Origin of the sequence: Loktanella sp. R86503, from assembly GCF_042466455.1 — a bacterium.
GTDB lineage: Bacteria > Pseudomonadota > Alphaproteobacteria > Rhodobacterales > Rhodobacteraceae > Loktanella.
On record NZ_JAXHCI010000002.1, the window covers coordinates 1,432,494 to 1,445,119 of the forward strand.

The following is a 12,626-nucleotide window of genomic DNA, read 5'->3' on the forward strand; positions in this document are numbered from 1 at the left end:
GGGCTGGGCCCATGCTTCTGGCCATCGACTGCGGCAATACGAATACGGTGTTTTCCATCTGGGACGGCACCCGCTTTTTGGCAACCTGGCGGACAAAAACCGACTGGCAGCGCACGGCGGACCAATATTTCGTCTGGCTGACATCGCTGATGCAAATGCAAAAGGTGGATGTCACCATTGATGCGGTCATCGTCAGCGCCACGGTGCCGCGCGTGGTGTTCAACCTGCGTGTTCTGGCAGACCGCTATTTCAACTGCCGCCCCATGGTGGTGGGTAAACCGGAATGCAAGCTGCCAACGCTGCCCCGCGTCGATCCCGGCACGGCTGTCGGGCCTGACCGGCTGGTCAACACCGCCGGTGCCTTTGATCGCCACGGCGGCAACCTGATCGTGGTGGATTTCGGCACGGCAACAACTTTGGATGTGGTGGACGACGATGGTGCCTATGTCGGCGGCGTGATTGCCCCCGGCGTCATGGTCAGCCTAGAGGCATTTCACATGGCCGCCGCGGCGCTGCCCCACGTCGATGTCACCCGGCCGGACCGCGTGATCGGTACGAATACCGTATCCTGCATGCAGTCCGGTGCGTTCTGGGGTTACATTGGCCTCGTGAAAGAGATAACCGCACGGATCAAAGCCGAACGCGGCAGACAGATGACCGTCATCGGAACCGGTGGACTGGCCTCACTGTTTGCGCAGGGCGACACATTATTTGACCGGGTCGAGGATGACCTGACGATGCACGGGCTGACCGTGATCCATCAATATAACAAGGACCTTACATGAGTGCTGCAAAAGCAAACGATCGACTGATTTATATGGCGCTTGGCGGCGCCGGTGAAATTGGCATGAACTGCTACGTCTATGGCTATGGCCCCAAGGGCAAGGAACGCCTGATTGTTGTCGATCTGGGCGTCACCTTTCCCGATATGGACGGCACGCCCGGCGTTGACCTGATTTTTCCCGACATCACCTGGCTGAAAGAGCGCCGGGCGCAGATTGAAGGCATTTTTATCACCCACGCCCACGAAGACCACGTCGGCGCGGTTGGCCTGCTGTGGGAACAGCTGGGCGCGCCGATCTATGCGCGCAAGTTCACCGCCAACATCGCGCGGCGCAAGCTGCAGGAAAAAGGGCACCCCGACAACGTTGTCACCGTGGTCGAACCCTATCCAGCGGTGATCGACTGTGGCCCGTTCAAGGTGTCCTATGTGCCGATCAGCCATTCGATCCCCGAAAGCGCGGGACTGGTGATCGACTCGGATGCAGGCCGCATCGTGCATACCGGCGATTTCAAGGTCGATATGACTCCCGTGGTCGGTGATCCGTTCAACACCGAACTGTGGCAAGAGATTGCCAAGGACGGGGTCAAGGCGCTGGTCTGCGACAGCACGAACATCTTCTCGCCTCATGCGGGGCGGTCGGAAATGTCCATCGGGCCAGCGATCACCGAGCTGATGAAAAACGCAACCGGCATGGTTGCGGCGACAACCTTTGCGTCGAATATCGCGCGTCTGAAAACACTGGCGGATGCCGCTGTGGCCGCTGGCCGCACGGTCTGTCTTTTGGGTCGGTCGATGAACCGGATGGTTGAAGCGGCCAAGGAAACCGGGCTTTTGACCGATTTCCCCGCGACCGTCGGACCAGAGGACGCCGTCAACGTGCCGCGCAACCAGCTGATGTTGCTGGTGACCGGCTCTCAGGGGGAACGGCGCGCGGCCTCTGCCCAGCTGTCGCAGGGCAGCTATCTGGGCCTGAAGCTGAAAGAAGGCGATACCTTCCTATTTTCGTCCAAGACGATTCCGGGCAACGAAAAAGGCGTGATCCGTATCATGAACCAGCTCAGCGAGCTGGGCGTCGATATCGTCGATGATGACGGCGGTAAGTATCATGTGTCCGGTCACGCGAACCGCCCCGATCTGGAAACCATGCACCAGATCATCAAGCCGCAGTTCCTGATCCCGATGCACGGCGAACACCGCCACCTGCGCGAACACGTCAAGGTTGCGGGTCAGTTCGGCCTGCCGGGCATCGTTGCCGTCAACGGCATGATGATCGACCTGTCGGGCAACCAGCCCACCGTTGCGGAATACGTCGAAACCGGCCGCACCTATCTGGACGGCTCTGTGCAGATCGGCGCGATGGATGGTGTCGTGCGTGACCGGATCCGGATGGCCCTGAACGGGCTTGCAGTGGTTACGATCATCATCGACGAAAACGATGAACCGCTGGGTGATCCTTGGGTCGAACTGTCGGGCCTGACGGAAACCGGCCGCTCTGACTCTGCCCTTGCCGAAGTCATGGAGGCTGATCTGGCCCAATTCATCGGCCGCGCCGACGCGAAAACCATCCGCGATGATGTGAAGCTGGAAAAAGAGCTGAAGAACATCGCCCGCCGTTCCGCCCAAGGCGAAATTGGCAAAAAGCCCGAAGTCCTTGTTGTGATCAGCCGTCTGGGCTGATCATCGCATCAGGCATAGCAAAAGGGCGCCGGATCAGATCGATCCGGCGCCCTTTTTGCATGTGGCGCAGCGGCAAGCGGTTTGATCACTGACCGGACCTTTCAGCCCGGTCAGTGATACCAACTTAGCTGTTGCTGCGTTCCTGAAAGCTTTTGGCAATAAATTCGGGTGTATCGTCACCCATACCGATGATCGTATCCTGCCGGCCGCCACGATCGCGGCTTTGGCCATTTCGGTTGTTATCTGGACGGTCATTGCCGCCGCGGTTGCCCGCATTGCGATCGTTCTGGCCGCGACCCCTTCCGCCGCGGCGGTCGTTTTGCGCAGGCTCTGCCGCGGGGGCCGTGCCGGGATCTTGCACGGTGGCTGCGTCGGCGGTTGGCGCTGGCGTTTCGGCAGGGACCGGTTCCGCCGTGGAAGCTGCCGTATCTGCTTTCGCATCACGGCGCGTGCGGCTGCGCCGGGTGCGGCGTTCGGGGCGCGGGGTATCGCTTGCCTCTGCTGTAGGCGCATCCGGCGCGGCGACCGTACCGTCCTGATCCGCCTCTGGTGCGGGGGATGGGGCTGCGGCCTTGCGCGGGCCGCGCGTGCGGGTGCGACGCGGCTTGTCTTCGCGCGGGGCATCCACATCATCGGCAGGAGAGGTAGTGGTCGGCGGTGTCACATCGCCCAGCAGGTTTTCCAGACGCGGGATCGGGGACTGCACCAAGCGTTCAACATCGGCCAGGTTTTTTTCATCGCGCGGCGCGCAAATCATGATCGCAACGCCGGACCGGCCCGCACGGCCAGTGCGACCAATCCGGTGAACGTAATCTTCGGCGTGGCTGGGTACGTCAAAGTTAAAAACATGCGTCACGGCAGGAATATCAAGCCCACGTGCGGCGACGTCGGATGCCACCAGAAACCGGATCGACCCTTCGCGGAACCCTTCCAGCGTGCGGGTGCGGTGCGACTGGTCCAGATCACCATGGATCGGTTCGGCATTCATGCCGTGCTTTTTTAAGGACTTGGCCACCACATCCACATCCGACTTGCGGTTGCAGAAGATGATCGCGTTCGAACAAGCGTCACCTTCGGCGGCGATCAGACGGCGTAGCAGCTCGCGCTTTTCGCTGTCGGCCTTAGTCTTGTTGGACCCTTGAAAGATGACCACACCTTGCTTGATGTTCGCGCCGGTCGTCGCCGCGCGGGCGACTTCGATCTTGGCGGGATTGGACAAAAAGGTATTGGTGATCCGTTCGATTTCCGGTGCCATCGTGGCGGAAAAGAACAGGGTCTGCCGTGTGAACGGCGTCATTTGGAAAATGCGTTCGATATCGGGAATGAATCCCATGTCCAGCATACGGTCAGCTTCGTCGATGACCATGACTTTCACGTCGGACAAAATCAGCTTGCCCCGTTCGAAATGGTCGATCAGGCGGCCGGGGGTCGCGATCAGAACATCGACACCCTTGTCAATCAGCTGGTCCTGTTCCTTGAAAGAGGTGCCGCCGATCAACAGCGCCTTTGTCAGCTTGGTATATTTCGCGTAGGCGTCGAAGTTTTCCGCAACCTGCGCCGCCAGTTCCCGCGTGGGGGCCAGCACCAGCGACCGCGGCATCCGCGCCCGCGCGCGTCCGCGGCCAAGCAAGTGGATCATCGGAAGGGTAAAGCTGGCGGTTTTGCCTGTGCCAGTCTGGGCAATGCCCAGCACATCGCGCCCTTCAAGGGCGGGGGGAATCGCACCTGCCTGAATAGGTGTCGGCGTCTCATAGCCCGTATCGGCAATTGCCTTGAGCACTTTGGGGTCGAGGTTCAGGTCAGAAAACTTGGTCATGTAGCCCTTTCAGAAATGCGGCTTATCCGGCCGCAGAACTGCGCGGCCCGCCCGACCGGATTGTCAGGGCGTTCGACAGGCGTTGCGTTACGCTAATATGTCGTATTGGTCAAGGTTTGGGCATGTCCCGGTCCCCAAGCTGGCCCGCCCCGGTATTTGCGCCCGATAGCGGCTGCGCTGCTGCATGGTTTGGCGCGGCATTTGCCGCCACAAGAACACGCAAAAACGCTTCTGCAGGAACGGTGCCTTCGTATCGGCCCCGTTGTCCCCAGACCCGAAGGGGAAGCCCCGATTGCGCCGCGATGTGAAATGCCGTTTCGGTCAGCGTAATAACCCCCACCTCTGCCGGTTGGCAGCCGTCGATGCAATGCGTCAGCAGGCGGTCATGCGCGGTATAGGTCAGCACTTTTCGGCCAGATGTGACACGGTCGATGCGCGGCCCGTTTGCGTCCCGCCGCCTGACATTCAGCAGCACGCCAAAGGCCCGCCCGTCCGGACCGCGCGTGATGACGGGGCGAGCCGTCATCAGGCCATTGCCATCATCGCTGCGGAACACCTCGCGTTCGTTGACAGTCACGGTCGTTGTCCCGCGCCAGTCGTCGTGGGACAACAAAATTTCATCCCGGACCGGGATGCAGGCGGACAGGAACAGAATCAGCAACAGCCATAGCATGACGCCATTTAGCGCCGCGCGAGTTAACTATTACTGAACTAACTTATGACAAAAACGTCGTGTGATAGGCGACCAGCCGATCGAAATGAGCTTGCAAAGAGCGTTTGAGGTGCCGCTCGTCCTTGACGGTTTGAATGTAGTCCACCAGCGACAGATAATGCGCAATCTGGCGGGGCAGGCGCTGCGCGGGGCGCAGACGGTCCTGGCGTTCATCTTCTGCAATGACCTGCACGATCTGCGGCGCGGGCAGGTCGGCGGACAGGTCGGTATCGCTGATCATGGCTTTGCCATTCATCAGCTGGTTCTGGGCGTCGAACGTGGCAAACAGATAAGCCTCCAGCGCGGGAATTGCGGCTGGATCACTGACGGGCCAGGCCTTGACGTAAGCGATTTCCCAAACGTCGATCATGCGGTTGGCAATGATGTCAGACCGCGCCGATGTCAGGTGCCGCCGCACACGCGACCGGATGCCATCGACGGATTGACCGACGTAGATCGGCACACCGTCCAGATCGCAAAGGGCGTAAACGCCGATCTGGTCTGTCAGATCCTTGATCTGGCGCGCGCGATAAGCCTTTGGGTCGATCATGCTGCTGACCGAATACCGCGGGTGTGACGCAGCAAAGGCTGGAAAATATGGGTGTCCAGATGGCGCACCACGGGCACCGCCACGCCGTCACCGGACAACCGATAGGCGTCGTTGAACCGCGCGGGCAAGCGGTAGCTGTCGGGCAGACCCATCAGGCGCGCGGCCTCTCGCGTAGAAAGCAGGCGGGCGGTGACGGTGCCATCCCGCACGATCAGCACGGTTTGCCGCGACGATCCGCCGCCCGGTGTACGCAGGCAACCTGCGATGCCGTCAAAGCGGACCTCTGCCCGTTGCACGGTCTGGCCCAGCCCATCGGGGCGGCCGCGTTTGTAGATCGTGCCGACGTGAAGCCCCCCGGCGTCCACGGCATCCTGCACGCGCGCGCGGTGGGCGGGGGCCATCAGGCCCAAAAGCCGGCTTAGGCTGGCGGGCGTCATAGTGTCCGTTGACGAGGTGTCGATCAGATCAGCCAGCGCTGCATTGGGGCGCGCCGGGTCGGGCAGGGTCCACCAGATCCAGCGTCGCGCCAGCTTGCGCGGCAATGCGGCATGGGCGGCGCGGATGCGGCTGGTGTGAAAGGTGCCCCCGGGGGCGTCCTGCGCCAGCCCTGCAGGCAGGTCCAGATCATCGCGCAAAGCGATGACAAAGACGCGGGGGCGGCTTTGCGGCAGAAAATGGCGGGCGTCGATTTCAAGGGCACCGCAGCGATAGCCGCAGGCGGCAAAGGCGTCGACGACCGCCTGAAAATCGCGCCCCGCGTGGCTGGACAAAAGGCCGGTGACGTTTTCAAAAGCCAGGATACCGGGCGCAAATCCGCCCGCCCGCGCCGCGCGGACATGATCGATCCAGGCGAAAAACGTCGATGACCGCGCCCCCGCAAGGCCAGACCGGTGCCCGGCAAGGCTTAGGTCCTGACAGGGACTGCTGGCCCAGTAAAGGTCGATCGGTTGCTGCACCAGCGCCGGATCAAGCGCCGCGATATCACCGCAAACCAATCCGTCCGCGCCCCAGTTTTCCGCATAGGCCGCACATTTGCCCGTGTCGATGTCATTGGCAAAGGCCAGATCCCAGCCGTCCGACAGGGCCGCCCTGACCATGCCCGCACCCGCAAAAAATTCGGCATATCTGGGTGTGGGCGGCGTCATTTCTGTCCTTTCAGCTTCGAACAGAATAGGAACGGGGCGGGGTTTTCACAAGGTCAAACCCGCCCCGCATATCCTTTGTCAGACCATCATTTCCTTGGTCGCCGACAGCTTTACATCCGGATAGTCGCGGCCAACGCGGTCGATGTCCCATTGCAGGCGGGTCAGAAACACGGTGTCGCCGTCGTTGTCCAACGCGATGTGCTGCTTGTTGGCGGCGGCGAACTTGTCCACTGCCTCGCGCGTGCCATGCACCCAGCGGGCGGATGTGAACTGCGAGCCTTCAAAACGGACGGGCAGGCCGTATTCCATCTCGATCCGGCTGGCGAGCACTTCGAACTGCAAGGCCCCGACGACGCCGACGATAAAGCCCGATCCGAATGTCGGCTTGAACACTTTGGCCGCGCCTTCCTCGGCGAATTGCATCAGCGCCTTTTCAAGGTGCTTTGCCTTCATGGGATCGCCCGCGCGGGCGGTTTGCAGCAATTCCGGCGCAAAGGACGGGATGCCGGTCACTTTCAGCGCCTCGCCTTCGGTCAGCGTATCGCCGATGCGCAATTGCCCGTGGTTGGGGATGCCGATGATATCGCCGGCCCATGCCTCTTCGGCCAGCTCGCGGTCGGCCGCCAGAAACATCACCGGGTTGGTAATTGCCATCTGCTTTTTCGTGCGCACATGGGTCAGCTTCATCCCACGTTCGAAATGACCAGAGGCCATGCGGACAAAGGCAACGCGGTCGCGGTGCTTGGGGTCCATATTGGCCTGCACCTTGAAAACAAAGCCGGTCACGGCCTTTTCCTCTGGCGCGATCATACGCGGATCGGCCCGCTGGATCTGCGGTTCCGGCCCAAAGGTCGCAATGCCTTCCATCAGTTCCTTGACGCCAAAGGAGTTGATGGCAGAGCCGAACCAGATCGGGGTCATGGTACCGGCCAGCATGGCGGCATGATCCAGCTTTGGCATCAGTTCCTGCGCCATCTCGATCTCTTCCAGAAAGGTGCCTAGCAGATCGGCGGGAATGTGTTCTTTCAGCTTGGGATCGGACAGCCCGCTGATACGCACGGATTGCGCGACCTTGTTGCGGTCGGCGCGGTCCATCAGGTCCAGCCGGTCGTTCAGGATGTCATAGGTGCCGATGAAATCGCGGCCCTTGCCGATAGGCCAGGATGCGGGCGTAACGTCAATCGCCAGATTTTCCTGAATCTCGTCGATGATTTCAAAGGTGTCGCGACTTTCCCGGTCCATCTTGTTACAGAATGTCAGGATCGGCAGATCGCGCAGGCGGCAGACTTCGAACAGCTTTTGCGTCTGGCTTTCCACGCCTTTCGCGCCGTCGATCACCATGACGGCAGCGTCCACGGCGGTCAGCGTGCGATAGGTGTCTTCGGAAAAGTCGGAGTGGCCAGGCGTGTCCACCAGATTGAACCGGTGCCCGTCAAAATCGAACGACATGGCAGAGGCGGACACGGAAATGCCCCGGTCCTTTTCCATCTGCATGAAGTCGGACCGCGTGCGCCGCGCCTCGCCCTTGGCGCGTACCTGTCCGGCCATCTGAATGGCACCGCCATATAGCAGGAACTTTTCAGTCAGCGTCGTCTTGCCAGCGTCCGGGTGCGAGATGATCGCGAAGGTCCGGCGGCGGGCGATTTCGGGCGGAAGGGCAGGGCGATTTGTCATGGCTGATCCTGTAACCTGCAGAAGGGGTAAGGGCAATGCAGGGCGGCAGGGTCGCGTTATGCCGCTATAGGGCAAAGAAGTTGCGAGGGATCAACCGCAGGTCTGCATTTGCCATATTCTTGCCCAACCTTTTCGTGATTAATTATTTGGCAATCATTGGATGAGATTTAGGAGATTCTTTAATGAAATTGGTATTCAGCGCGATGGCGCTTTGCGGGCTTGCCGCGTGTGGTGGCAGCAGCGTTGGCGGCGCTGGCGGCGGGGCTGATATGTCACCGCAGGTGCCAAGCCTGTCGCAGTTCGAAACCAGCGTCCGCAGCTTTGGCGCAACGGCTGAAAGGATTGACGGGCTGAAAGGTACGGTGCCGCGCAACATCCCATCCTCGGGCACGTCGACGTTCGCTGGTCCCGCGCTTTTGTCTGTGGACGGGTTCAGCAACAGCTATGCCATGACCGGCGATTCGCGTTTGACGATCAACTTTGCCAATGACGACATGAGAGGCGGTGTCACAAACTTTCGCGGCGTGGATGAAACCGGCCGCGGTGTGAATGTCGCAGGGCAGATTGCCTTTACCGATGGCCTTGTCGGATCGGACGATACGAGCGGGCTGTTTGCGGTCGATTTCAACGGCAATCTGACCGCCGGTTCGGACCGAATTGCACTGGACGGGATCGCCATCGGCAATTTCGAAGGCAACCGCACATCGGGGAACATCCGCACGCGGGCCATTCAGGCTGTCAGCGGCACGAGCGGCTCTTTCATCGTTGATCAGGGTTTTCCGCCGTCGATGACCGCGACGATGAACGGCAACACTGCCATTGCGGACTTTGCCTTCGTGGGCGAAAATTAAAGCCGCTATGCGATAGCACGCCCCCCGTCATCGCATGACGGGGCAGGTCCGGTGCAAGGATAGGGGCAAGGCCGCGCGGTTTGCGCAGCTTTGCCCTTTTTCGTTTGCAACAGGATCACTGCCATGACCAATCCGTCCTTTCGCGCTGCGATCAGCGTCACCGCCCTTGCCGCTCTGGCAGCCTGCGGCGGCGCTGGCGTGCCCGTATCCACCCCGGCACCGCTGCCGGACACCAGCCGGCTCAGCATTGCTGAAATTCAAAGCGTGCAGCGACAGATCGCGCCGGCCTACAATGCCGTCGGGATTACGCCAAAGCAGCAGGTCCCGACCTCTGGCGGGTCAAGCTATCTGGGCTATGTCACCGGCGATCTGACCGTGCCGGGCCGCCGCACGGATGTGGCCGGGCTGATGCAGATGGGCGTCAACTTTGGCACCGACCGGATCGGCGGCACGGCGGGCAATTTCGTCACTTCGGATGGCGCCCCGATTGATGGTGTCCTGACGCTGTCTAACGGTCGCCTTGACGGCGGGGTGAACCGCTCTCAGGTGACGATCCGGTCGGACGTGGACGGCACGCTTTATACCGGCGCAGGAGAGACGGTCCGCGTCGATGGCGTGATGACCAATGGCGGGTTCAAGGGATCGACCGGTAAATTCATCGGCGCGCCGATGTATGGTGACATCACTGTGCGCAATGGGGGCACCACACAAAATGGCACCTTTGGCCTGACCGGTATTCTGGCACGCGAATAGCGTCGTGCCTTCGGCGTGGATTAATCTTTGATTAACCCAGAAGCGTCAGTCTGGCCCCATCGGATTAAGAGGGCTGAGATGATGACTGCGCGGTGCTTTGGCGGGGTGATGCTGTTGTGTCTGGCCGGTTGCGGCGGAGGCGGGGGCGGGGATGCGATGACGCCGGCGCAGATCGACGGCCAGATCGGTGGACAGGACGTCAGCGATCCCGCCCTTTTACCAACCGCCGGCCGCGCCAGCTATGACGGTTACATGCGCGCCGCCCTTCCCACCGGCGAAGACGGTGCGCGCGTGCAATATCTGGCCGACCTGACACTGGCGGTCAATTTCGGCGCAGGTTTTGACCAGATCCGCGGTCAGGCCAGCGGGTTCGAGGCGCAGGACGGCGTGCCGCTCGCCGGCCGTCTGGCGATCACCGATGGTGCCATCTATCGCGGCACTGACAGCAGCGCGGCCTATAGCTTTGATGCCGATTTGGACGGCACCCTGTCCGGCGGCGGTGAAAGTTACACTATCGACGCCAGTCTGGACGGCGAATTTGTCGGCCAGACCCAGACTGCCGTGCGCGGGTTGGTGTTTGGCGATATGACCGGACCGGCCGGGCTGGACATTTTCGACGGCACCTTTGCCGCAACCCGTGTGCCGCAATAGTCAGTCGCGGGACGCCCCGCGCAGCAATGATACCGCATCGCCCGAGGATAGCAGGGATTCGCGCACCTCGTAATCGTGGTGATGCCGGTGCCCGTGGCCGTTGCGCACGTTTTCATCCAGATGGTCGGGCAGGGCAGCCCGGGTGCGCGGGTCGATCAGCAGGGATTCCGCAGCAATTCCTTCGGCATAGATGATCTGGTGCTGGTCAAACAGCAGCTGGAAATAATCGACAAAGCCGCCGGCCTGCTGGAACACCGTCTCTCCGTTGATTAGGTGGCGGACCTTGACCAGAACCTCGTTGCGGCCAGCGCCCAGACGGTCCTGCCGCTGATAGATAAACAGCCGGTGATCGGGGCTGAGGATCAGGTCATTGGCATTGTGCAGCGCACCCCTGCGGATTACGACGGGGGCGAATTCCCCGACAGCGCGCAGGGTCGATTCGCCAATCCAGCGCACTGGCTGTGGCCCGTCGTCGCGGGTCAGGACCTTGTCGCCGACGCGAATATCCTCGATCGGGACCTGCGCACCCGATGACATGGTGATCCGGGTGCCGCGCGTGAACGACACGCTGGCCACCTCTGCAAAGCGCATCACCGCGATCTGGCGATCAACACCGACAAGCCGGTAAGGTGTGCCGGGTTTCAAATGCGCCAGCGGCAGCATATAAACCGCCTCGACCCCGCCGGCGACGACCTCGACCAGAACCAGCGCCTCATAGGTTTTGCCGTCGACAGCCATCAGGGTGACGCAGCAATCCAGGAACACATCGCTTCCGGGCATCCCGGTTTGTCCGCCCGGTGCCACCTTGAACCGCCCGGCCGTGGCGGTCGTTTTAAGCGACAGGGCAAGGGCACGCGATACGGGCGACATTTCGTAAATGTCGTCCATGACCAGCTCGTCCGCAAAGGTCAAAGGTTCGCCAAAGGCAACGCCATCGGTCACGCAAAACATGGCCGCAGACAGCACCTGTACGCTTTGGATCTGGGCCGTCTGTTGCGTCATGAAAACTCTTGAACAAATTTGATGCAGATTAACCGGTCTGCAATTGGGGTCAATGTCGCCTTGGTCAATCTATGATCGACGGGCAATTGCTGTATGTTAACCGTTATTGGTAAATAAACCGGCATATTGCTGGACAGGGGAGTGACAGGATGGATCTGAACATCAAGGGGAAAACTGCGCTGGTCTGCGCATCTTCGCGTGGTCTGGGGCGCGGCTGCGCCGAGGCGCTGGCCGAAGCGGGTGTCGATCTGGTGCTGAACGCCCGCGGCGCGCAGGCGCTGGAACAGACCGCGCAAGAGATCCGCGACCGCTGGGGTGTCAAGGTTATAGCCGTCGCAGGCGATGTATCGGATGAAGGGGACCGCGCCGCATTGATCAAGGCAGCGCAGGGCGTTGATATCCTTGTCAACAACGCTGGCGGCCCGCCGCCGGGGATGTGGTCCGACTGGAACCGCGATGATTTCATCAAAGCGCTGGACGCCAATATGCTGGCCCCCATCGCGCTGATGACGGCCCTGCTGCCGGGAATGATCGACAAAGGCTGGGGCCGGGTCGTGAACATCACCTCTGGTTCGGTCAAGGCACCGATCCCGCAACTGGGCCTGTCCAACAGCGCCCGTGCGGGCCTGACCGGCTATGTCGCCGGCACCTCGCGGCAAGTCGCGCCCTTTGGCGTGAACATCAACAACCTGCTGCCGGGCATCCACGATACCGACCGCGCCGCATCATTGGATGGCGGCGTGTCCAAAGCGCAGAACATCTCGGTCGAGGAGGCACGCGCCCAGCGGATCGCGACGATCCCGGCCCGCCGCTATGGCACGGCCGAAGATTTCGGCGCGATGTGTGCGTTTTTGTGCTCGGACCGGGCGCAATTCATTGTCGGGCAGAACATCCTGCTGGACGGCGGTGCCATTAACGCCACGCTTTAAATGCAGACCGCGCGGTGCCACTGGCGCCGCGCATGGCTCCTTGCCCTTGGGGGCAGGGATTGCTAGGCCATGCCTTAGTCTT

The 12,626-nt window shown here is 61.3% G+C and carries 12 protein-coding genes; 6 read left to right on the forward strand and 6 right to left on the reverse strand.

The features are described 5' to 3' along the window. Positions 1-11 precede the first annotated feature (11 nt). Both SJY10_RS07870 and SJY10_RS07875 read left to right on the forward strand, forming a co-directional pair. A complete protein-coding gene (locus SJY10_RS07870; protein ID WP_386681239.1) occupies positions 12-785 on the forward strand; it encodes a type III pantothenate kinase in 774 nt (257 codons plus the stop codon). Beyond that, on the forward strand, positions 782-2,461 hold the full coding sequence (locus SJY10_RS07875) for a ribonuclease J (protein WP_386681241.1): 1,680 nt from the start codon (positions 782-784) through the stop codon (positions 2,459-2,461). Before SJY10_RS07870 ends, SJY10_RS07875 begins: the two co-directional genes overlap by 4 nt. Positions 2,462-2,585: 124 nt before the next feature. Here SJY10_RS07875 and SJY10_RS07880 read toward each other — a convergent pair whose 3' ends face one another. The 5 genes from SJY10_RS07880 to SJY10_RS07900 form a co-directional block, all read right to left on the reverse strand. Further along, the gene (locus SJY10_RS07880; protein WP_386681243.1) at positions 2,586-4,277 is read right to left on the reverse strand and encodes a DEAD/DEAH box helicase; all 1,692 of its coding nucleotides are present in this window, start codon (positions 4,275-4,277) and stop codon (positions 2,586-2,588) included. Between the two features lie 109 nt (positions 4,278-4,386). Continuing rightward, positions 4,387-4,950 carry a hypothetical protein gene (locus tag SJY10_RS07885; protein ID WP_386681245.1) on the reverse strand — a complete coding sequence of 188 codons (564 nt, stop codon included), beginning with the start codon at positions 4,948-4,950 and terminating at the stop codon, positions 4,387-4,389. Between the two features lie 43 nt (positions 4,951-4,993). Beyond that, positions 4,994-5,539 carry a GIY-YIG nuclease family protein gene (locus tag SJY10_RS07890; RefSeq protein WP_386681247.1) on the reverse strand — a complete coding sequence of 182 codons (546 nt, stop codon included), beginning with the start codon at positions 5,537-5,539 and terminating at the stop codon, positions 4,994-4,996. Then, positions 5,536-6,684 carry a DNA cytosine methyltransferase gene (locus SJY10_RS07895; protein ID WP_386681249.1) on the reverse strand — a complete coding sequence of 383 codons (1,149 nt, stop codon included), beginning with the start codon at positions 6,682-6,684 and terminating at the stop codon, positions 5,536-5,538. Before SJY10_RS07895 ends, SJY10_RS07890 begins: the two co-directional genes overlap by 4 nt. A gap of 78 nt (positions 6,685-6,762) precedes the next feature. Next, positions 6,763-8,358: a peptide chain release factor 3 gene (locus SJY10_RS07900; RefSeq protein WP_386681251.1), complete on the reverse strand. Its 1,596-nt coding sequence runs from the start codon at positions 8,356-8,358 to the stop codon at positions 6,763-6,765. 182 nt (positions 8,359-8,540) lie between these two features. On the opposite strand from SJY10_RS07900, the gene SJY10_RS07905 reads away from it, so the two are divergent. The 3 genes from SJY10_RS07905 to SJY10_RS07915 all read left to right on the forward strand — a co-directional run bounded on the left by SJY10_RS07905 (position 8,541) and on the right by SJY10_RS07915 (position 10,613). Then, the gene (locus SJY10_RS07905; RefSeq protein ID WP_386681253.1) at positions 8,541-9,209 is read left to right on the forward strand and encodes a hypothetical protein; all 669 of its coding nucleotides are present in this window, start codon (positions 8,541-8,543) and stop codon (positions 9,207-9,209) included. Positions 9,210-9,332: 123 nt separating this feature from the next. Beyond that, positions 9,333-9,962, forward strand: a complete 630-nt coding sequence (locus tag SJY10_RS07910; protein ID WP_386681255.1) for a hypothetical protein — start codon at positions 9,333-9,335, stop codon at positions 9,960-9,962. 78 nt (positions 9,963-10,040) lie between these two features. Then, a complete protein-coding gene (locus SJY10_RS07915; RefSeq protein ID WP_386681257.1) occupies positions 10,041-10,613 on the forward strand; it encodes a hypothetical protein in 573 nt (190 codons plus the stop codon). Here SJY10_RS07915 and SJY10_RS07920 read toward each other — a convergent pair whose 3' ends face one another. Further along, positions 10,614-11,615 carry a Hint domain-containing protein gene (locus tag SJY10_RS07920; RefSeq protein WP_386681259.1) on the reverse strand — a complete coding sequence of 334 codons (1,002 nt, stop codon included), beginning with the start codon at positions 11,613-11,615 and terminating at the stop codon, positions 10,614-10,616. 149 nt (positions 11,616-11,764) lie between these two features. Between SJY10_RS07920 and SJY10_RS07925 the strand changes: the two genes are divergently transcribed. Then, positions 11,765-12,544: an SDR family oxidoreductase gene (locus SJY10_RS07925; protein ID WP_386681261.1), complete on the forward strand. Its 780-nt coding sequence runs from the start codon at positions 11,765-11,767 to the stop codon at positions 12,542-12,544. Positions 12,545-12,626: the final 82 nt, after the last annotated feature.